We start from the raw sequence: 20434 nt of genomic DNA, 5'->3' as shown, positions 1-20434 counted from the left end.
GCATGGGACGGGTCACCGAGCGACGGCGGGTCACCCGCGTACGCGACGGGGTGGTCAGCAGCCGCCCCGACACCCTCGTCGCCGAGGAGCCCCTGGAGATCCGGCTGAACGGGAAACCGCTCGCGATCACCATGCGCACTCCGGGCGACGACTTCGCGCTGGCGGCCGGCTTCCTGGTCAGTGAAGGTGTGCTCGGCTCGGCGGACGAGCTGCGCAACATCGTCTACTGCGCGGGCGCGACGGAGGACGGGCACAACACGTACAACGTCGTCGACGTCCAGCTCGCGCCCGGTGTCCCGCTCCCGGACATCGCGCTGGAGCGCAACGTCTACACCACCTCGTCCTGCGGCCTGTGCGGCAAGGCCAGCCTGGACGCGGTGCGGACCACCGCGCGCTGGGCCATCGAGGACCTGCCCGAAGCCCCGGTCCGGCTGGAGCCCGACGTCCTGTCCCGCCTCCCCGACCGGCTCAGGGCGGCGCAGCGGGTCTTCGACCGGACCGGGGGCCTGCACGCGGCGGCGCTGTTCTCGCCCGAGGGGGAACTGCTCGACATAAGGGAGGACGTGGGCCGCCACAACGCCGTCGACAAGCTGGTGGGCCGGGCGCTCCAGCAGGGCCGCCTCCCGCTGCGGGACGTGGTGCTGATGGTCTCGGGCCGCGCCTCATTCGAGCTGGCCCAGAAGGCGGTGATGGCCGGCATCCCGGCGCTCACCGCGGTCTCAGCGCCCTCCTCGCTCGCGGTGGACCTGGCGGCCGAGACGGGGCTGACGCTGGTCGGCTTCCTGCGGGGCACCTCCATGAACGTGTACGCGGGCGAGCACCGGCTAGCCCTGCGCACAGCGGCCGGCCGGGCTTGACGGTCCGCCCGCTGCACGGGATACGGGTCCGGCCGGCGGGGTGCGCCCCCTGCGCCGGCCGGGCCCTTCCGTGAGCACGTCACTCCTGAAGGGTCCGAGGGGTCACATCTGACCCGTGCGTGCCTTCTTGTCGGGTTCAGGCCCCCCAAGTACCTTCTGCGACACCGGACATGGGACGTCCGACGTCCGGTTGTCGCGTGAAGGGGCGGAAAGATGACGTCAGTTGTCGGCTCACGCACCACATCCCGCACCAGAGCCCGGGGCGCCGCGCGCCGCACCGCACTGACGGCCGTGCTCTTCCTCGCCGTCGTGACGGGGCTGCTCGCGGCGCCCGCGCACGCCGACCCCGGCACCGAGCCGGACTTCTCCCAGCAGGTGGTGTTCAAGGCGTCGCAGGAGCAGGGCTACGCGTGTTTCCGGATACCGGCCGTCGTCCGCACCACCGACGGCACACTGCTCGCCTTTGCCGAGGGCCGGGTGCGGGACTGCTCCGACGCCGGGGACATCGACCTCGTGCTCAAGCGCTCCACCGACGGAGGACGCACCTGGGGCCCCCTCCAGGTCGTCAGCGAGGGCGACGGCGACACCCACGGCAACCCCGCACCCGTCGTCGACGAGCGCACCGGGCGCGTCCTGCTCGCGGAGACCTGGAACACGGGCCGCACCGACGGCCGGAACTGCGACACGCCCTGCGACCGCACACCGCACCTCCAGTACAGCGACGACGACGGCGAGACCTGGTCGCGGCCCCGTGACCTGAGCGACCAGATCCTCCCCCGCGACTGGAACTCCTGGTACGCCACGGGCCCCGTCCACGGCATCCAGCTCCAGCGCGGCAGGCACGCGGGACGGCTCGTCCTCGGCGTCAACGCGGAGACGTGGAGCGGCGGCGGCGAGACCCACAACCACGCGGCACTCGTCCACAGCGACGACGGCGGTGACACCTGGCGGCGCGGGGCCACCGACACCTGGCCGTACGAGGCCGACGGCACCTTCCGGCAGAAGCCGCAGGAGATGACGCTCGTCGAGCGCCGGGACGGCTCCGTCTACGTCAACGGCAGGGAGACCGAGGGCACCGACCTCGGGCACCGGACGGCGGCCGTCAGCCGGGACGGCGGGCGCACCTTCACGGGCCCCTTCCGCGCGCTGCCCGGCCTCTACACCCCGCAGGTCCAGGGCTCGGTGCTGCGCTTCGGCGACAGCGGACGGCTGCTGTTCGCCGCACCGGCCGACCCCGACCGCCGCCGGACGATGATGATCCGCTCCTCCTACGACGAGGGCGCCACCTGGGAGGGCGTGGACCGGGGCAGGACGGTGACCACGGACTGGTCCGGCTACTCCGACATGGTGCAGGCCACGCCCGAGCGGGTGGGGCTGCTGTACGAGGGCGGCGCCGTCGACGCGCGCGACGAGATCCGCTTCGCCCGCTTCACCGAGGGCTGGCTCGGGGAGCGGCGCGGCCCCGACCCCGTCACGCCCGACCACGCGCCGGGCGCCCGCGACGCACTGGTGCTGGGCGGCGCGGCCCGCACGGAGGACAGGCACGGGCACGGGCGCGCCCTGTCCTTCGACGGTCGCGACGACGCCGTCCGGCTGCCCTTCCGACGCCAACTCCCGCTCGGGACACGGGAGTTCACGGCGAGCCTGTGGTTCCGCTACGAGGCGACGGGCGGTGAGCAGCCGATGCTGTGGATGGGCGGCGTCGGGCCCAACCAGCCGCAGGTGCGCCTCGTCGGCGATCCGGCGCGCTCGCGTCTCACCGCCGCGATCACCACCCGCAGCGGCACGTCGCCCACCACCACTGCCGAGGTCGCCACGGACCGCGCGTACAACGACGGCCGCTGGCACCGCGCCGAACTGCGCCGCGCGGACGGCGAACTGCGGCTGACCGTGGACGACAGCACGGTGACGGCACCCGACGTGCCGGGCACGGTGAGCCGCACCTCCCCCTTCGGCGTCCACCTGGGCCAGAAGCCCGACAGCCGCTCCCACTTCACCGGAGCGCTGGACGACGTCCGGGTCCGCGCGGACGAGGGCGCGGGGCGTGGGACGACGGTGCTGTGGCTGCCGCTGGACCGGGTGCGGGGGCGCTGAACCGTGCCGGTTCAGCGGGTCGGTTCCGGGCTCCGGGGGTCGGGCTCCGAGGTCCGGGCCCGGCACCGTGGCCGGGCTCGGGGCGCCCCGGGACGCGGGCGGGGACAGAGTGGCCGGAATCCGACAGATATTCCCCTCACGACCGGGGAATCACCCTGATTTCCGGTTTCATGTCAAGACCGGTCGCACAAGCGGGGGGTCGCTGTGCGGGGGCGAGCGATGATCGGAGACACGGTGTCCGAGTGGTTGACGACCGCACAAGCCATTGTTCCGTACGCCGGCGCGGCGGCGGCGACCTTCGCGGCCTCGGTCGCGCAGGCCGCGCAGGACCGCGCCGCTGACAGCCTGCTGGACCACGGCGGGGAACTGCTGCGGCGCATGCGACGCCGCGAGCCCGGGGACCCCCCGGCCACGCCGGAGGAGGAAGCGGCGCTGGCGGCCGTCGACCGGCTCCCCGAGGACGAACGGCTGCTGCTCGACGAGACGCTCGGCCAGTGGCTCGCGGGCCGCGACCTGAGCGACGCGGCGCTCCACCGTCACCTCGCCCTCGTACACCGGGAGCACCGCTCCTCCGGGAGCAGCCACGCGACGGCGTACGGCCCCTGGTCGACCGTCATCGGGCGGGTGGACGGAGACCTGCACATCGGGTACGGGCAGCAGCCCGGCCCCGCGGGGCGGCGGGACCGGCAGGAGGAGAGGGAGTGAGCGCTCCCCACGACGCGCCCGGAGGAACCCGCCGCGACGGGGAACACCGCGCCCAGACGTTCGGCGCGCACTCCACCGCGATAGGCCGGGCCGGGAAGGTGGTTCTCAGCCTTTTCGCCGGGGACGTGAACGAGCTGTACGGGCGGGCCAAGCACTGGAGCGGCTGGAACTGGCCGCCGTTCCTCCTCGTCGTGACGCTGACCACGATCGCGCTGGTCACCGCGCCGGACGGCCCAGCGCGGCAGCTCGGCTGGGTGTACGCCGTGCTCGGTGTGGCCGTCGTCGTCTCGTTCGCGCGCGTCGTGGGCGTGCCGGAGGGGGTGCCGGAGGACCGCTCCGGGGTCCGGCGCGGGCTGATGACGGGCGGCTCCCTGCTGCTGGCCGTCCTCGGGCTCATCGGCATGGACCACTACGCCGACCACGGCGAGGTGGCCGTCACCGGCACGGCTCAACTCATACCCAACGTACCGGCAGGGAACGGCGCGGAGGTCGAGTTGTTCGTCGACAACACGCCGCGGCGGTCCATGCTGCGGCTGGCGCTGACGGTCGAGGACTCCGCTCCCGGAGCCCAGACGTGCACCCCGGAGACGGAGTTCACCGCCTCGCTCGTGGGAGGCGGCGCCCCCGCCAGTACCGAGGGCATCCGGCCAGGCGAGGCCGTCGAGTTCCCCCTGGGCGGACAGCAAGGGAACGTGCGGGTCCGCTTCACCGTGACGACGGACGAGGGGTGCCTCATGCGCGTCTCCGTGGCCGAGGCCACCCTCCACGACTGACACACCGACGCCGCAGGGAGACACCGTGCACCGCAGAACAGCGCCGGGGGACGGCGCCTCGTCAGGACAGCGCTCAAGGCGGCCGTTACGGCAATCGTTACGGCGGCGGGGACGGGGACGGGGGTGGGGGCGGAGGCGGGCGCTGCGGCGTATCCGCGCCGACGCGCCCGCCGTCGCGCTCCCTCTCGTCCTCGTCCTGGGCCTCGCCCCGGTGGCCTCCTGCTCCTCCGGCGAGAGCGGTCAGTTCCTCGGCACCAGCAGGGTCACGGTGGCCATGCACAACGACCTCCCCGGCATCTCCTACTCCGAGAACTACGACCGCTCCGGCTTCGACCATCTGCTCCACGAGCGGATCGAGAAGGCCATGGGCGTCTCGTTCAGCGAACCGGTGGATGTGTCGTCGGCGGACCGCATCTCGCAGCTGGAGCACGGGGACGCCGACATGGTCATCGCCTCCTTCTCGATCACCCCGGACCGGATGCGCAGGATCGACTTCGCGGGCCCGTACCTCAAGACCCGCCAGGGCTTCCTGGTCGACGAGGACCGGCCGAGGAGCGGCGGCATCGAGGAGCTGAGGGACCTGCGCGGCAAGACCGTCTGCACCTGGGACGGCACCACGTCGGAGACGGCCCTCGCCGAGGTCAGGACCGCCACGGGTGTGACCCCGCAGGTGCTGGACGACGCGTCGGACTGCATCGAGGAGCTGAAGAAGGGCACCGTCGACGCCGTCACCACCGACCAGCTCATCCTCTACGGCTTCGCCCGCCACCACGCGAAGGACGGCCTGCGTGTGGTGGCGGACCTCACCATAGGCGCGCCCCAGCACTACGGCATCGGGCTGCGCAAAGGGTTCCGGGAGGACTGCCGGAAGCTGGCCGACTGGCTCAAGGAGTACGTCGGCACGAGCGAGTGGATACGCGACGTCGAGACCTCGCTGCCCCAACTGCCCGCGCAGGACCCCGGCTGGATCAGCACCCACAAGCCGAGCACCGCCGCCATCGACTCCCGGTCCTGCCGCGACAGGCCCAGCCCGTGACGCCCGCACCCCGGCGCACCTTCGGCTCCGCACGGAGGGTGTTTCGATCCCGCGCACGAATATGCGGGGAGTGTCACGGCCCTGGGGATCTCCACTTCCACGCGCTCTGCATTCGCGGTGGCAGAGCGGCATAGCGTCGGAGGCATGATCGGTCTGGTAGCGCATGACGCGCGGAAAGCGGAGCTGATGCGGTGGGTGCGGGCCCATCGGCTCGCGTTGCAGTACGAGACGGTCGTCGCCACGGCTGCGACCGCGCGTGGGCTGCGGGAGGAGGTGGGACTACCCGCTGCGGCGGTGCGAGCGGTGGCCTCAGGGCCTGTGGGCGGGGATCAGCAGATCGGCGCACTGATCGCGCAAGGGGAACTCGCGGGGCTGGTGTTCTTCTGGGATCCGCTGTGGGCGGCGCCGCATGCCAGTGATGTGTTCGCGCTGCTCCGGCTGGCGACGCTGCACAATGTGCCGACAGCGGTGAACCTGGCCAGCGCGGAGGCGATAGTGGCTGCCGGGCTCGACCGGTTGCGGCGAGTGCGCGGTGCGGGACCGCCTCTTCATCGCGTGCCAGGTGGCGGCTGAGGCCGGTCCGCCGTTTCGCCGAGGCGTCTCCGCGACACTGTTCCGTGCCGCCTGCCGCCTGCCGCCTGCCGCCTGCCGACAGGCCCGTACCGCCAGCCCTTCAGGACGCGCCCGCCTCGTACCCCCACGCCCCGGCGATCTCCCGCAGCCGGGGCGGCAGGCCCGCGCAGTCCGCCCCGCGGGCACCGCGCGCGGCCTGGACGCGGCCCGACTTGATGTTCTCGCTCCAGTCGCCCATCTGCGGGCGGAACGTGCCGTGGTCCTGCTCGCCGTACGCGAGCATGCCCGGCTCCCACTCCAGGTCGAGGTAGGCGCAGATCTCGCGGGTGGCCTTCTCCGGTTCGGCGGTGAGGTCCTCGTACGTCAGCGTGTGCCCGTTCAGCGCGGCGCGGGCCTCCTCCAGGCGCTCCGCGTACTCCAGCACCTCCTCGTGGATGAGCGCGACGTCCGGCTTGTCCCTGCGGTTGACGAGGGAGGTGACGATGGCGCCGGGGTGGCGCAGCAGGAAGAGGTAGCGCGCCCGGGGCCAGGCGCGGTGGAGGCGCGGCCACATCAGGGTGTTGGGCGGGGTCTTGTCGACGATGACGTCCTTGCCGCTGCGCTCCAGCTCCAGGTCGAGGACGCGGTCCCAGAGCAGGTGCTCCAGCTCCTCCTTGTCCAGCCTCAGCTCGCGCATGGCCTCGGCCGTGAACTCGCGGTCCATGCGCACGTGCAGGGTGCGCAGGTGCATCTCGTGCGGGGCGCGGACGCGCGAGTGGCTGTTGAGCAGCACGCGCAGGAGGGTGGAGCCGGAACGTACGGGCGAGAGGATGAAGACGGGCGACTCCACGAGGCGGCCCGCCACGGGCGCGACGAAGGAGCCGTCGGCGCGGAAGCCCTCGTCGGGCCCCGTTCCCGGGCCGCCGCGCGCCGCCGCGCTGTCAACGCCGGGCGGTCGCAGCGCCTCCGCCAGCAGCCTGCCCCTCCGCCTGAGCCCCTTGCGCACGGTCCCCATGCCACCCACTCTCCACTCGCGGCTCGTCCCTCGGCGCCGTCGGGGCACCATCCCAAGGGACGTCGGCAAACTCGGGGTGAAGTGCGGGCGACGACCAGCGCTTGGCCAGAAACGCGCACACCATGAGCTGCATCTGGTGGAAGAGCATCAGCGGCAGCACGGCGAGGCTGGCCTGCGCCCCGAACAGCACGCTGGCCATGGGCAGCCCGGCCGCCAGCGACTTCTTGGACCCCGCGAAGGTGATCACGACGCGGTCGGCGCGGACGAAGCCGAGCTTGCGTGCCCCGTACCAGGTGAGCGTCAGCATCAGGGCGAGCAGCACCGCCTCGACGCCGAGCAGCGCCAGCAGCCGCAGCGGGGTGACCTGGCCCCAGATGCCCTCGTTCATGCCCTGGCTGAAGGCGGTGTAGACGACGAGCAGGACCGAGCCTCGGTCGACGAGGCCGAGGACGCGCTTGTTGCGGGTGAGGAAGCCGCCGATCCAGCGGCGCAGCAGCTGCCCCGCGACGAAGGGCGCGAGGAGCTGGCAGGCGATGCCGACGAGTCCGTCGGCGCTCAGGCTCGCGTGGCCGCCGATGAGCCAGGCCACCAGGAGCGGGGTGGCGATCATGCCGATGAGGCTGGAGTACGTGCCCGCGCAGATGGCCGCAGGCACGTTGCCGCGGGCTATGGAGGTGAAGGCGATCGAGGACTGGATGGTGGAGGGGACCAGGCAGAGGAAGAGCAGCCCGGACTGCAACTCGGGGGTGAGCAGCCAGGGCACGAGCCCCTGGGAGGCGAGGCCGAGCAGCGGGAAGACCGCGAAGGTGCACAGGACGACGGCCAGGTGCAGCTTCCAGTGGCGCAGCCCGTCCACGGCCTCGCGGGTGGAGAGCCGCGCTCCGTAGAGGAAGAAGAGCAGCCCCACGGCGATCTTGGTGGCCCAGCCGAAGCCGGAGGCGACGGCGCCGCCCGCGGGCAGCAGCACGGCGAGCAGCACCGTGCCCAGGAGCAGGACGATGTACGGATCGACCAGACGTGCTAGGCGGCGCATGAGCTCCCTCGGTACCGTGCGGCGACCCCGGCGGTGTTTCACCGGACGGGTACCACAGTACGGAAGGACCTTTCCGGCCTTTTCCCCGGAACCCCGGCCCCGCGCCACCGGAGCCCCGCCCCCCGCATCCGGGCCGGGCCCGATTCGCTCCGCGCGGCGCCCGTTCCCTGTCCGGCCGCGCGCCGATTCGGGGAGGTTCGGTGCAGATACGTCGATCGATCTGCAACGGCCTGGGCCCGCACGTACCGAAGTGACCCCAATTGACCGACTGACCAGCACGGACGCCCCTCCCCAGCGCGCTCCGTATCCGATACGGTCGCTCGCGCTGTGTCATACAGCGGTGCCCTGCACGTCGAGGAGCAGACCCATTGCACGAGTTCACCGTCCCGGCTGTGGCGACGGCGCCCCAGGTAGGAGGGCTGGCTGACGCCGTCTTCGACCATGCCGCCGAGGATCCGGACCGGGCGGCGCTCGCCCGCAAGGACGCGGGCGGCACCTGGCGCGATGTGACCTCGGGCGAGTTCCGCGACCAGGTGCTGGCGCTGGCGAAGGGGCTGCTCGCCGAGGGCATCCGCTTCGGGGACCGGGTCGCGATCATGTCCCGTACCCGCTACGAGTGGACGCTCTTCGACTTCGCGCTGTGGGCCATCGGCGCCCAGGTCGTCCCGGTCTATCCCACGTCCTCCGCCGAGCAGGTCTTCTGGATGCTGCACGACGCGGACGTCTCGGCCGCGATCGTCGAGCACGAGGACCACGCGATGACGATCGGCTCCGTCATCGGCAGGCTGCCGGGGCTCAAGCGGCTGTGGCAGCTCAACGAGAACGCGGAGGCCGAGCTGTCGCGGGCCGGTACGCACATCGACGACGACGTCGTGCACCGGCACCGGCTCGCGCTGACCCCTGACTCGACGGCCACCGTCATCTACACCTCCGGCACCACGGGCCGCCCCAAGGGCTGCGTGATCAGCCACGCCAACTTCATGGCGGAGGCCGACAACGTCGTGGGCAAGTATGAGCGGGTCTTCCGCTCCCGTACCGGCGAGCAGGCCTCGCTGCTGCTCTTCCTGCCGCTGGCCCACGTCTTCGGGCGGATGGTGGAGGTCGCGGCGATCCGCGGCCGGGTCAAGCTCGGCCACCAGCCGTCGATGACGGCCTCGGCACTGCTGCCCGACCTGGCCGCCTTCCGGCCGACGTTCATCCAGGCCGTGCCGCACCTCTTCGAGAAGATCTTCCAGGCGTCGCGCCGCAAGGCGGAACTGGAGGGCAGGCTCGGCCCGTTCGAGAAGGCCGTGGACATCGCGGTGCGCTACGCGGAGGCCGTCGAGCAGAAGTCCTTCGGCACGGGCCCGGGGCCCGGGGCCGCGCTGCGGCTCCAGCACCAGGTCTTCGACAAGCTGGTCTACTCGAAGGTGCGTGACGCGATGGGCGGCCGGTGCCGCCACGCGATGTCGGGCGGCTCGGCGATGGAGCGGCGCCTCGGCCTCTTCTTCGACGGCGCGGGCATGCGCATCTTCGAGGGGTACGGGCTGACGGAGTCGACGGCGGCGGCCATCGCGAACCCGCCCGAGCAGACCCGCTTCGGCACCGTCGGCGTCCCGATCCCCGGCACGACCGTGCACATCGCGGACGACGGCGAGATCTGGCTGTACGGCGGGCAGGTCTTCCAGGGCTACCTCAACAACCCCAAGGCCACGCACGAGTCCCTGCACGACGGCTGGCTCGCCACCGGCGACCTCGGCTCGCTGGACGAGGACGGCTATCTGACGATCACGGGCCGCAAGAAGGAGATCCTGGTCACCTCGGGCGGCAAGAGCGTCTCGCCGGGGGTGCTGGAGGAGCGGGTACGGGCCCATCCGCTGGTGGCGCAGTGCATCGTCGTCGGCAACGACCGCCCGTACATCTCCGCGCTGGTGACCCTCGACCCCGAGGCCGTCGCGCACTGGCTGGCGATGCGCGAGAAGCCCGAGCTGAAGGCCGCCGACCTGGTGCGCGACCCGGATCTGGAGACCGAGATCCGGCGCGCCGTGGTGGCCGCCAACACGCAGGTCTCGCAGGCCGAGTCGATCCGCACCTTCCGGATACTGGCCGCCCAGTTCACCGAGGAGCAGGGCATGGTCACGCCCTCGCTGAAGCTGAAGCGCCAGAAGATCGAGAACGCGTACGCCGTCGAGATCGAGGCGCTCTACCACAACTGAGCCGCTCGCGCCGCTCACGTCACCCCTCGCACCGCACCGCTCTGACCTGGGCAAACGCGCCGGGAATGCGCGCAGCGCGGCGATCGTTGACCCTGGTGTCAACCGGAACCAATGATTCAACGTGAGGACCGATCGCTCGTGAGCAACGTTCCCACCATCACTCTTCACAACGGCGTCGCCATGCCCCAGCTCGGTTTCGGCGTCTGGCAGGTCCCGGACGACGAGGCGGCGGACGCCGTGGGCACCGCGCTCCAGGCGGGTTACCGCAGCATCGACACCGCTGCGATCTACGAGAACGAGAAGGGCACCGGGCAGGCCATCGCGGCGTCCGGTCTGCCCCGCGAGGACCTGTTCGTCACCACGAAGCTGTGGAACAGGGAACAGGGCTACGACTCCACCCTGCGTGCCTTCGACGCCTCCCTGGAGCGGCTCGGCCTCGACTACGTGGACCTGTACCTCATCCACTGGCCGGTCCCCGAACAGGACAAGTACGTGGACACCTGGAAGGCGTTCCAGAAGATCGCCGCAGACGGCCGCGCCAAGGCCGTCGGTGTCTCCAACTTCCAGCCCGCGCACCTCCAGCGGCTGATCGACGAGACGGGCGCCGTCCCGGCCGTCAACCAGATCGAGCTGCACCCCCACCTCCAGCAGCCCCTGCCGCGCGCCTTCCACGCGGACCACGGCATCGCGACCGAGGCGTGGTCCCCGCTGGGCCAGGGCAAGGACCTGCTGAAGGAGCCCACGCTGGCCGCCATCGCGGACAAGCACGGGAAGACCCCGGCGCAGGTCGTGCTGCGCTGGCACCTCCAGATCGGTAACGTCGTGATCCCGAAGTCCGTGACGCCCTCCCGGATCAAGGAGAACATCGACGTCTTCGGCTTTGAACTGGACGCCGGTGACCTGGAGCGGATCGCGTCACTGAACACGGACACCCGGCTGGGTGCCGACCCGGACGAGATGAACGGACTGGACTGAGCCCCGCCGCGCGACCGCGCACGACGAAGGCCGTCGCCTCCCCCGCCGGAGGTGGCGGCCTTCGTCGTTCCCTCGCCGCGTGGCCGTTCCCTTGCCGCGTGGCCGTTCCCTTGCCGCGCGGCGCGCCCCGTCGTAATTTCCGGACATGGAGCTGGAATTGCGCCATCTGAAGATCATTCGCGCGATAGCCGACGCGGGCAGCCTCACCCGCGCCGCCACGGCGCTCGGCCTCGCCCAGTCGGCGCTCAGCGGCCAGCTCAAGCGCATCGAGCGCTCACTCGGCGGGCCCCTCTTCGACCGCGACCGCGGGGGCGCGCGGCCCACCCCGCTCGGCGAACTGGTCCTGGACCGGGCGCGGGTGCTGCTGCCCGCCATCCACGAACTCCAGGACGACGCCGTCCGGTTCGCCAACGCCTGGGAGGGCATCCCCCGCTTCCGGCTCGGCGGCACCCACGGCCCCCTGCTGGGCGGGCTGGTGGACCGCATCGCCGCCGTGCATCCGTCGGCGCCGCTGAGCACGTACACCGCCTGGTCCGTCGCCGAGATCAGCGACCTGGTGACCGAGGGGCGGCTCGACTACGCCCTGGTGGGCTGCTGCGGCGACAGCCCGCCGCCCGCGACGGAGCGGCTGACGTGGCGCACGGTCGGCCGTGACCCGGTCTTCGTGATGCTGCCCGAGGGGCACCGCCTCGCGGGCGAACGGGAGCTGAGCCTGCGGGAGCTGGGCGGGGAGAGCTGGGCCTGCGTGCCGGGCGACGGCTGCTTCGGCGACTGCTTCTCCGCCGCCTGCGCGCGCGCTGGCTTCACCCCGCAGACGGTGTACGAGACGGACACCGCCTCCTTGGTCCACCTGGTGGAGGTGGGGCGGGCGATCGGACTGTGCAGGGCCACGTTCGCGCCCGCGCCGGGCATCGTGACGGTGCCGTTGCGCGGGACGCCGCTGCGGTGGCGGCACCTGCTGGGCTGGCACCCGGGGTCCCCGGCCGCGGGAACGGCGCCCGCCGTGCTGCTGCACGCCCGCCAGGCGCACGACGAGGCGGCGCACCGCAATCCGCGCTACGCGGAGTGGCTCGCGCGAGAGGCCCAACCGGGCCGAGCCGAGGCCCACGGCTGACGCACCACGCGGCGCCCTCACCACGCGGGCGCCCCGTCGGACCGCTGACGACGGCGCCGAACGCACCACCGATGCGCACCATGGACGCGCCGCCCAGCGCACCACCGACGCACGGCCACCACACCGCTGACGCGGGGCCGAACGCACCACCGCCGCACCGTGCACGCGCCGCCCAGCGCACCACCGACACACGGCCACCACACCGCTGACGCGGCGCCGAACGCACCACCGCCGCACCGTGCACGCGCCGCCCAGCGCACCACCGACACACGGCCACCACACCGCTGACGCGGCGCCGAACGCACCACCGCCGCACCGTGCACGCGCCGCCCAGCGCACCACCGATGCACCGCCGCCGCACCACTGACGGCGGGCCGAACGCCCCGTCGACGCACCATGGACGCGCCGCCCAGCGCACCACCGACACACGGCCACGACACCGCTGACGCGGGGCCGAACACACCACCGCCGCACCGTGCACGCGCCGCCCAGCGCACCACCGACAGCGGAGCCGAACGCCCCGTCGACGCACCATGGACGCGCCGCCCAGCGCACCACCGACGCACGGCCACCGCACCGCTGACGCGGGGCCGAACGCACCACCGCCGCACCACCAATGCGCACCACCGCCGCACCGCTGGCGGCGGGCCAGGCGCACCGTCGACGCACCACCAATGCGCACCGCTGACGACGGGACCGAGCGCACCACCGCCGCGCCGCCGCACCACCGATTCGCACCGTCACCGCCCGCCGACGCACCACCGCCGCACCGCCGACAGCGGGGCCAGGGCGTGGTCACCGGGCGAGCCGGGCTTCCCACCCCCGCGGCGTCAGGCCGTGCCCGGACCGCGAGGGCGTCAGCGGGCAAGCGGCCCAGAAGTGGCCCCCGGCCGACGACGGGGCGCGGCGAGCATCCCCGCACCCCCTCAGCGCGCCGATGCGCGCTGAGGCATCGCACGGCGAGAGGGGTGAAATGGCAGGTACACGCCGCCCGGGCGTGCGGCTACGTTGATCCGCACCCCCCGACACGAGGAGAGACCCCCATGCTCCGCAACGTCGGCGTGGTCACCGGAGCGGCTCTGGCCGCCGGTGCCCTCGCGCTCACCGCCATGCCCGCCACAGCGGGCGAACCCGCGCCCCCGCCCTCGTCGTACGCCGCTGCCGCGGCGAAGGCGGCCGAAGCCCGTCCGGCGCCCCCGGTCCCCGGAGCGATGCTCGACGCCATGCGCCGTGACCTCGGCCTCACCCCCGCCGAGGTCAGAACCAGAGTGGCCAGCGAACACCGTGCCCCGACGGTGGAGAAGGCCCTCAGCATGGAGCTGGGCACCCGCTACGGGGGCGCCTGGACGACGGGCCCCACGTCGAAGCTGGTGGTGGGCACCACCAGCGCGGCCGAGGCGGACACCATCGCCGCGGCCGGTGCCACCCCGAAGGTCGTCGACCACGGCCTCGCCGAACTGGACGCCGCCAAGGCGGCGCTCGACCGCGCCGCCGAGCGACGCACCCCGGACGGCGTCCCCGCCTGGTCCGTCGACGTCCGGCACAACACGGTGACCGTCTTCGCCGCACGGCCCGCCGAGGCACGGCGGTTCGTGGACCGCAGCGGAGCGGACGCCTCGGCCGTGCGCGTGGTGAAGTCGGCGGAGAAGCCGCGCCCGTACTACGACCTGCGCGGCGGCGACGCCTACTACATGGGCGGGGGCCGCTGTTCCGTCGGCTTCCCCGTCACCAAGGGCACCCAGCAGGGCTTCGTCACCGCCGGGCACTGCGGCAGGGCGGGCACCAGCACGACGGGCTACAACCAGGTGGCCCAGGGCACGTTCCAGGGCTCGTCCTTCCCCGGCAACGACTACGCGTGGGTCGCGGCCAACAGCAACTGGACCGCCACCCCGTACGTGAAGGGGCAGGGCGGCGCCAACGTCACCGTCGCCGGATCCCAGCAGGCGCCGGTCGGCTCGTCGATCTGCCGCTCCGGGTCCACGACGGGCTGGCACTGCGGCACCATCCAGCAGCACAACACCAGCGTCACCTATCCGCAGGGCACCGTGAGCGGGGTGACCAGGACCTCGGTGTGCGCCGAGCCCGGCGACTCCGGCGGCTCCTTCATCTCCGGCAGCCAGGCACAGGGCATGACGTCGGGCGGCTCGGGCAACTGCTCCAGCGGCGGGACCACGTACTACCAGCCCGTCACCGAGGCGCTGTCCGTCTACGGCCTGACGCTCAGGACCAGCGGCGGTGAGGAACCCCCGCCCACCGGCTGCGCCAAGCCCTCCGCCTCCTACGCCGGTTCGCTGACCAGCGGCGAACAGCGGATCGAGCCCAACGGCACGTCGTACGAGTCGACGGCCTCCGGCCCGCACACCGGCTGCCTCAAGGGCCCGTCGAGCGCCGACTTCGACCTGTACCTCCAGAAGCTGAACGGTTCGACGTGGACGACCGTGGCCAGCGGCACGAGCCCAGGCCCCGACGAGACCGTCACCTACGACGGCACGGCGGGCACCTACCGCTTCCTCGTCCACGCCTACAGCGGCTCCGGCTCCTACGCACTGGACTCGGTCAGGCCCTGACCCCTCCCCCTCCTCCCGCGCACATCTCCGCACACGCCTTCCCCCGCGTGTCCCGGCCCCTGGCTCCGGCCGCGACACCGGCGAGTGGCAAAGCCGCCCCGTGAAGTGGGAGGGGAGGGCGGCTAGCTCGCGCCGTGGCCCGCCGCGATCTCCTCGATCCGGCGGGCCAGCGCGATGTCCAGCTCCGTGATCCGGCCGCCCGCGCTGTGCGTGTTCACGGCGACCGTCAGCCTGTTGTAGCCCAGGCCCAGCTCGGAGTGGTGCCCCAGCTCCTCCTGGATGGCGGCGATGTGGACGACCATCGCGGCGGCGGGCAGGTGCTTGTCGAACGCGTAGGCGCGGGTGATCCGGCCGTCTTCGACGCTCCAGCCGGGCAGTCCGGCCAGCGCCTCGTCCGTCTGCTCCGGGGTCAGCGGCTCGGGGGACATGGAATGGTCCTCGCTTCCAGTGGACGCTTCGGGCACTGCCTCCCAGCGTAGGGGGAGTCTTCAACGTCCCGCCTGGGCTGCCGGGGGCACCTCCCAGCGGTAGCTGGGGGAGTCTGGCACGCACGCTCGCGACGTTGTCGGTCGTCAGCGCAGCCCTCCCCCAGGCCCTCCGGGCGGGAGGTACCCTCCCCCAGGCCCTGCGGGCGGGAGGTACCCTCCCCCAGGCCCTGCGGGCGGGAGGTACCCTCCCCCAGGCCCTCCGGGCTGGGAGGTACCCCCTGCGCTCTCCTCCCTCCGCCTTGCGATTGCACGCACCAGACTCCCCCAGCTACCGCTGGGAGGTGCCCCCGGCAGCCCCCGGCCTGGCGGCCGGACGACGCTACGTCGAAGACACCCCCTAGGACCGCCGTACGACAACCGCCGCCGCGGCGCTCCCACCTGGGCCCCCGCCTCGGATGGTGTACCTGGCTACACCCCCCGTCGGCGGTGAGCCCCCGTCCGGGAGGCGTGCTGCGCGGCTGTCGGGCGCGGTCCGCGCCCGCGAGGCTCGACCGCATGACGACAGCACTTGAGACACCGGAGACACGGGCTCCCTCCGAGAGCGGCAGAGCCGGCCAGGGCAAGGCGGCCGGGGGCGGGAGCGGGACCGGGGGCGGGAGCGACTTCGCGGGGCTCTCGCGGCGCGTGGCGGAGGCCGGGCTGATGGAGCGCAGGCCCGGCTACTACGCGCTGCGCCTGACCCTCGTCGGACTCGCCTTCGTGGCGGGCTGGGTGGCGTTCTTCGCCGTCGGCGCGAGCTGGTGGCAACTGGCCGTCGCCGGGTATCTCGGGCTGGTCTTCGGCCAGTTGGCGCTGATCGCGCACGACCTCGCGCACCGCCAGGTGTTCCGCGGACGCAGGGCGAGCGAGACGGGCGGCAGGCTCGTGGGCAACGTCGGCATCGGCATGTCCTACGGCTGGTGGATGAACAAGCACACCCGCCACCACGCCAACCCCAACCACGAGGAGCTGGACCCCGACGTCGCGCCCGACATCCTCGTCTGGTCCCAGGACCAGGCCCGCGAGGCGAAGGGGCTGCCCCGGTTCATCGGGCGCCACCAGGCGGCACTGTTCTTCCCGCTGCTGACGCTGGAGGGCTTCAACCTGCACGTCTCCAGCATCCGCGCCCTGCGCCAGCCGCACATGAAGCGCCCCGTGCTGGAGGGCACGCTGCTCTTCGGACACCTCGCCGTGTATCTGGCCGCACTGTTCCTGGTCCTCCCGCCGGGCATGGCAGTGGCCTTCCTGCTGCTGCACCAGGCCGTCTTCGGCGTCTACCTCGGCTCGATCTTCGCCCCCAACCACAAGGGCATGCCGATGTTCTCGGGCGACGAGCGCCCCGACTTCCTGCGCCGGCAGGTGCTGACCTCGCGCAACGTGCGGGGCGGCGCGCTCACCGACATCGCGCTCGGCGGGCTCAACTACCAGATCGAGCACCACCTGTTCCCGAACATGCCCAGCCCCCATCTGCGCCGCGCCCGGCCGATCGTCCGCGGCTACTGCGTCGAGCTGGGCATCCCGTACCACGAGACGAGCCTCATGGCCTCGTGGCGGGAGGCACTGCGGCACCTGCGCGAAGCGGGCGCCCCGATCCGCGACTCCGCGACCCGCGACGCCTCCCCGGGCGATTCTTGACCGACCATTCTTGACCGGTCATTCTCGTTTGGCCTAGTGTTTCCGGCATGGCGAGAACGAAGGAATTCGACCCGGACGCCGCGCTCCGCTCAGCCCTGGAGCTGTTCTGGGAGCGCGGCTACGAGGCGACGTCGCTCGCCGATCTCGTCGCACACCTGGGCATCGCCCGCGCCAGCCTGTACGCCACCTTCGGCGGCAAGCAGGAGCTGTACGCGAAGGCACTGGAGCGCTACGGCGAGGAGCACGGCACCTGCCTCGTCGAGGAGCTGTCGCAGCCGGGACCCGCACTGCCGGCGGTGCGGGCCATGGTGCGGCGCTTCGCGGCGGAGTCGACGGACGAGGAGCGCCGCCGCAAGGGCTGTTTCGTGGTCAACACGGCCGTGGAGCTGGCCTCGCGTGACCCGGCGGCGGCACGCAACGTCGAGGTGAGCTGGGAGACGCTGGAGACCGCGCTGACCTCGGCGCTGATCCGGGCCAGGGCACAGGGGGAACTCCCCGAGGGCCGCGAGCCCCGCGCGCTGGCGCGCATGCTGCTGGTCCTGATGCAGGGCATGCGCGTGGTCGGCATGGGCTCACACTCCCCAGCGCGGCTGCGCGACGCGACGGAGCAGGCGCTGTCCCTCCTGGACTGACCTCCGCCCGTCTCCACCCGCACACAGCACCCTCAACCGAGGGTGCTCTCTTCGCCCAAAATTCAAGACCGATCGTTCTCGAAAACCACCCGTACCGAGCCACACCGAGCCACACCGAGGAGACCCGTCATGACCGCTCACGCACGCTTCGCAGGCCGCACCGCACTCGTCACCGGAGGCGGCACCGGCATCGGCCGCGAGATCGCGCTCGCCTTCGCCAGGGAGGGCGCTCGCGTCGTCGTCTCCGGGCGCACCGCCGCACCCCTCAAGGAGACCGTGGCCCTGATCGAGACGGAGGGCGGCGAGGCGGCAGCCGTCACCGCCGATGTCACCAGCTCCGAGGACACGGCGGCCCTCGTCCGCGAGACCGTGGACCGCTTCGGCGGACTCGACGTCGCCGTCAACAACGCGGGCGTCTTCGTGCCCCCGGCGCCCGCGGCCGACATCCCCGAGGAGGACTGGCGGCGCGCCCTCGACGTCAACCTGACCGGCACCTGGCTGGCACTGAAGCACCAGGTCGCCCGCATGCGCGTCCAGGAGGGCGGGGGCGCCATCGTGAACGTGTCCTCGAATCTCGGCGTCCACAGCAGGCAGCCGGGTCTCGCGGCCTACGTCGCCAGCAAGGCGGCGCTCGGGGCGCTGACCCGCAACGCCGCGCTCGACCACATCGGCGAGGGCGTCCGCATCAACACCGTCAGCCCCGGGAAGGTCGACGCGCCCATGTCCACGCTGCCCGGCGAGACCCCGGAGGAGAAGGCCGCGCGGATGCGCACCTCGATCCCGAGGGGGCGCGCCGCGCACACCGCCGAGATCGCGGCGGCTGTGCTCTACCTCGCCTCGGACGAGGCGGGCTCCACAGTCGGCGCGGACCTCGTCGTCGACGGCGCCAGCACGGCCTGACCCCCGTCGGCGGACCCCGGCTCCTGGCCGGGCTCCGCCTCCCGGCCGTCCCGCGCCCGCTCGCGCCGCGCTGCCAGCCACACATAGACCAGCACCCCGGCGAAGAGGAACAGCACACCCTGGTAGACGGCCGCGTAACCGGCGCCCGCGACCAGCCACAGCGAGAACCCGAACGCGGCCAGCGCCAGCACCGCGTCCCGCACCAGCCGCCCGGAACGGACCCGGGCGCCGCTGCCCGAGAAGAGGAAGTAGAGCTGGGCCGCCGTCGAGAGGAGGTAGGGGACGGTGGCGGTGAAGGTGGTGATGAGCACCAGGCTGTTGAAGGCGCCGCTCGCGCCCCCGCTGAAGTTGGCGACGGTCAGCAGCGAGGCCAGCACGGCGCCGACGAGCACACCGACCGTGGGCACACCCCGGCGCCTGCGCTCGAAGACCTTCGGGAAGAGGCCGTCCTTGGCCGCTGCGTAGGGGGCCTGGGCGCTCAGCAGCGTCCAGCCGTTGAGCGCGCCGACCATGGAGACCAGCGCGGCGCAGGCAATGGCCGTACCGCCCCAGGAGCCGCCGAACATGGCGTTGACCGCGTCCGAGAACGGCGCCGTGGAGCCGACCAGCTTGTCGTGCGCGACGAGCCCGAACACGGAGACCGTGCCCAGCAGATAGACGGCGGCGGCGCCGACGGTGCCCAGCACGCTGGCGCGCCCGACGTTACGGCGCGGGTCACGGACCTCGCCCGCGCTCATCGCCGCCGACTCCACGCCCAGATAGCTGAACAGCAGGATCGCCGCCGCCGCAGTGACGCTGCCCAGGGCGCCGTCGCCGCTCGCCTCGAAGGGCCCGAGGTTGTCCGCGTCGAAGAAGAACAGGCCGCCGACCGCGACGAGCAGCAGCGGGACGAACTTGAGCACGGTGGCGACGACCTGGACGGCGCCGACGTAGCGGGTGCCCGCGAGGTTGGCGAGCGCGGGGAGCCAGATGATCACGAGTGCGGCGAAGACGGTCTGCCACGTCGAGCCCTGTACGGGGAGCAGCACGTCCAGGTAGCCGACGGCGGCCACCGCGAGCGCGGCGTTGCTCACCCACGTGGTGATCCAGTACGACCACGCGCCGAGGAACCCGGCGAAGTCGCCGAACGCATCGCGCGCGTACACGTAGGGTCCGCCCGTGCGGGGGTTGCGCTCGGCCAGCCGCCCGAAGACGAGCGCGAGCGCGACGGCGCCCACCGTCAGCACGCCGAAGGCGACCAGGCTGACCGTGCCGTACGGGGCGACGGAGGCGGGCAGCATGAAGATGCCGCCGCCGATGATGTTGCCCATGACCAGCGCCGTCGCGGTCGGGAGGCCGAATCGCCGCGCGTGCGGAGAGCCCTCCCCGGGCGGGGCAGGGGGTGTGGTCGCCATGGGGCCGAGCCTTTCGGTGCGGAGGCGTGTGGCCTGGCCCTCGTGGGGTGGCGGCACGCCGAGGGCGGGCGCGCTCGGGGGTGCGCCCGCCGATTGTCCGGTTGGGGGGCTTCCATGTTCGGATGCCGAACAGCCTCCGCAAAATCGTCCGGCATTTTCTTTGCACCGGGGCACCCCTCTGCAAATGTTGCGGCGGAACCGGACCAAGGCCGCGTTTCCTTCACAGGGGTGTTGCGGGTCCCCTTCGCGGGGTGCGGAAGGAAACGGGGGGTTTCCGCTTCACGGGGGTGTTGCGCGGGACGGTTGGCCTGTGCGATGCGCACTGTAGGGTCCCGCGCTGATTTTTGTGCCGCTGCACGGGGCGCTGCGCTGGGCGGGGCGCCGTGTTCGGGTGCGGCTGTGTGGCTACGGCGCGGCCTATGGACCGGTACGACGCGGCTGACGCCGCGTGATTCTGGGTTCCCGTTGGGGTTATGGGTGCGTGGGTGCG

17 protein-coding genes are annotated in these 20434 nt (G+C 72.5%); 13 read left to right on the top strand and 4 right to left on the bottom strand.

All coding sequences use genetic code 11. The features are described from left to right. Positions 1-2: 2 nt before the first annotated feature. The 6 genes from fdhD (at position 3) to ACYVOO_RS36600 (ending at position 6038) form a co-directional block, all read left to right on the top strand. Positions 3-857: a formate dehydrogenase accessory sulfurtransferase FdhD gene (gene fdhD, locus ACYVOO_RS36625; protein ID WP_453343687.1), complete on the top strand. Its 855-nt coding sequence runs from the start codon at positions 3-5 to the stop codon at positions 855-857. A gap of 213 nt (positions 858-1070) precedes the next feature. Beyond that, a complete protein-coding gene (locus ACYVOO_RS36620) occupies positions 1071-2951 on the top strand; it encodes an exo-alpha-sialidase (protein ID WP_461020042.1) in 1881 nt (626 codons plus the stop codon). Positions 2952-3197: 246 nt separating this feature from the next. Next, a complete protein-coding gene (locus ACYVOO_RS36615; protein ID WP_461020041.1) occupies positions 3198-3656 on the top strand; it encodes a hypothetical protein in 459 nt (152 codons plus the stop codon). Further along, the gene (locus tag ACYVOO_RS36610) at positions 3653-4429 is read left to right on the top strand and encodes a hypothetical protein (protein WP_461020040.1); all 777 of its coding nucleotides are present in this window, start codon (positions 3653-3655) and stop codon (positions 4427-4429) included. The genes ACYVOO_RS36615 and ACYVOO_RS36610 overlap by 4 nt, the downstream gene beginning before the upstream one ends. A 25-nt stretch (positions 4430-4454) precedes the next feature. Beyond that, on the top strand, positions 4455-5465 hold the full coding sequence (locus ACYVOO_RS36605; protein WP_461020039.1) for a transporter substrate-binding domain-containing protein: 1011 nt from the start codon (positions 4455-4457) through the stop codon (positions 5463-5465). Between the two features lie 144 nt (positions 5466-5609). Then, positions 5610-6038, top strand: coding sequence for a methylglyoxal synthase (locus ACYVOO_RS36600; protein ID WP_461020038.1), 429 nt, complete (start codon positions 5610-5612; stop codon positions 6036-6038). Between the two features lie 100 nt (positions 6039-6138). Here the strand turns inward: ACYVOO_RS36600 and ACYVOO_RS36595 are convergent, their stop codons facing one another. After that, on the bottom strand, positions 6139-7032 hold the full coding sequence (locus ACYVOO_RS36595; RefSeq protein WP_461020037.1) for a sulfotransferase family protein: 894 nt from the start codon (positions 7030-7032) through the stop codon (positions 6139-6141). Beyond that, a complete protein-coding gene (locus ACYVOO_RS36590) occupies positions 6959-8065 on the bottom strand; it encodes a bile acid:sodium symporter family protein (RefSeq protein WP_461020036.1) in 1107 nt (368 codons plus the stop codon). Before ACYVOO_RS36590 ends, ACYVOO_RS36595 begins: the two co-directional genes overlap by 74 nt. 368 nt (positions 8066-8433) lie before the next feature. On the opposite strand from ACYVOO_RS36590, the gene ACYVOO_RS36585 reads away from it, so the two are divergent. The 4 genes from ACYVOO_RS36585 to ACYVOO_RS36570 all read left to right on the top strand — a co-directional run bounded on the left by ACYVOO_RS36585 (position 8434) and on the right by ACYVOO_RS36570 (position 14916). Beyond that, positions 8434-10260, top strand: a complete 1827-nt coding sequence (locus ACYVOO_RS36585; protein ID WP_461020035.1) for an AMP-dependent synthetase/ligase — start codon at positions 8434-8436, stop codon at positions 10258-10260. Between the two features lie 138 nt (positions 10261-10398). Next, on the top strand, positions 10399-11235 hold the full coding sequence (locus tag ACYVOO_RS36580) for an aldo/keto reductase (protein ID WP_461020034.1): 837 nt from the start codon (positions 10399-10401) through the stop codon (positions 11233-11235). 145 nt (positions 11236-11380) lie between these two features. Further along, positions 11381-12349, top strand: a complete 969-nt coding sequence (locus ACYVOO_RS36575) for a LysR family transcriptional regulator (RefSeq protein WP_461020033.1) — start codon at positions 11381-11383, stop codon at positions 12347-12349. A gap of 1043 nt (positions 12350-13392) precedes the next feature. After that, positions 13393-14916 carry a S1 family peptidase gene (locus ACYVOO_RS36570; RefSeq protein ID WP_461020032.1) on the top strand — a complete coding sequence of 508 codons (1524 nt, stop codon included), beginning with the start codon at positions 13393-13395 and terminating at the stop codon, positions 14914-14916. A gap of 122 nt (positions 14917-15038) precedes the next feature. Here the strand turns inward: ACYVOO_RS36570 and ACYVOO_RS36565 are convergent, their stop codons facing one another. After that, positions 15039-15344, bottom strand: a complete 306-nt coding sequence (locus tag ACYVOO_RS36565; protein WP_461020031.1) for a 4a-hydroxytetrahydrobiopterin dehydratase — start codon at positions 15342-15344, stop codon at positions 15039-15041. 555 nt (positions 15345-15899) lie between these two features. Here ACYVOO_RS36565 and ACYVOO_RS36560 point away from each other — a divergent pair. From ACYVOO_RS36560 to ACYVOO_RS36550, 3 genes are all read left to right on the top strand, one after another. Then, positions 15900-17018 (top strand): fatty acid desaturase family protein, encoded by a 1119-nt coding sequence (locus ACYVOO_RS36560; protein ID WP_461020030.1) that lies wholly within the window; start codon positions 15900-15902, stop codon positions 17016-17018. A gap of 47 nt (positions 17019-17065) precedes the next feature. Next, positions 17066-17650 (top strand): TetR/AcrR family transcriptional regulator, encoded by a 585-nt coding sequence (locus ACYVOO_RS36555; RefSeq protein ID WP_461020029.1) that lies wholly within the window; start codon positions 17066-17068, stop codon positions 17648-17650. 129 nt (positions 17651-17779) lie between these two features. Next, positions 17780-18550: an SDR family NAD(P)-dependent oxidoreductase gene (locus ACYVOO_RS36550; RefSeq protein ID WP_461020028.1), complete on the top strand. Its 771-nt coding sequence runs from the start codon at positions 17780-17782 to the stop codon at positions 18548-18550. On the opposite strand, the gene ACYVOO_RS36545 is transcribed toward ACYVOO_RS36550, so the two are convergent. Further along, positions 18478-19944 carry an amino acid permease gene (locus ACYVOO_RS36545; protein WP_461020027.1) on the bottom strand — a complete coding sequence of 489 codons (1467 nt, stop codon included), beginning with the start codon at positions 19942-19944 and terminating at the stop codon, positions 18478-18480. The two genes, ACYVOO_RS36550 and ACYVOO_RS36545, sit on opposite strands and share 73 nt — an antisense overlap. Positions 19945-20434 lie beyond the last annotated feature (490 nt).

The sequence above is a fragment of the Streptomyces daliensis genome, from assembly GCF_054782395.1.
Note: the sequence above shows the minus strand (reverse complement) of the source record. Positions and strands in the feature narration are given on the sequence as shown.

What these genes read in the sequence shown, in the direction of transcription:
- fdhD (WP_453343687.1), top strand. Translation starts at nt 3, where the DNA reads ATGGGACGGGTCACCGAGCGACGGCGGGTCACCCGCGTACGCGACGGG.
- ACYVOO_RS36620 (WP_461020042.1), top strand. Translation starts at nt 1,071, where the DNA reads ATGACGTCAGTTGTCGGCTCACGCACCACATCCCGCACCAGAGCCCGG.
- ACYVOO_RS36600 (WP_461020038.1), top strand. Translation starts at nt 5,610, where the DNA reads ATGATCGGTCTGGTAGCGCATGACGCGCGGAAAGCGGAGCTGATGCGG.
- ACYVOO_RS36595 (WP_461020037.1), bottom strand. Translation starts at nt 7,032, where the DNA reads ATGGGGACCGTGCGCAAGGGGCTCAGGCGGAGGGGCAGGCTGCTGGCG.
- ACYVOO_RS36590 (WP_461020036.1), bottom strand. Translation starts at nt 8,065, where the DNA reads ATGCGCCGCCTAGCACGTCTGGTCGATCCGTACATCGTCCTGCTCCTG.
- ACYVOO_RS36575 (WP_461020033.1), top strand. Translation starts at nt 11,381, where the DNA reads ATGGAGCTGGAATTGCGCCATCTGAAGATCATTCGCGCGATAGCCGAC.
- ACYVOO_RS36570 (WP_461020032.1), top strand. Translation starts at nt 13,393, where the DNA reads ATGCTCCGCAACGTCGGCGTGGTCACCGGAGCGGCTCTGGCCGCCGGT.
- ACYVOO_RS36565 (WP_461020031.1), bottom strand. Translation starts at nt 15,344, where the DNA reads ATGTCCCCCGAGCCGCTGACCCCGGAGCAGACGGACGAGGCGCTGGCC.
- ACYVOO_RS36560 (WP_461020030.1), top strand. Translation starts at nt 15,900, where the DNA reads ATGACGACAGCACTTGAGACACCGGAGACACGGGCTCCCTCCGAGAGC.
- ACYVOO_RS36555 (WP_461020029.1), top strand. Translation starts at nt 17,066, where the DNA reads ATGGCGAGAACGAAGGAATTCGACCCGGACGCCGCGCTCCGCTCAGCC.
- ACYVOO_RS36550 (WP_461020028.1), top strand. Translation starts at nt 17,780, where the DNA reads ATGACCGCTCACGCACGCTTCGCAGGCCGCACCGCACTCGTCACCGGA.
- ACYVOO_RS36545 (WP_461020027.1), bottom strand. Translation starts at nt 19,944, where the DNA reads ATGGCGACCACACCCCCTGCCCCGCCCGGGGAGGGCTCTCCGCACGCG.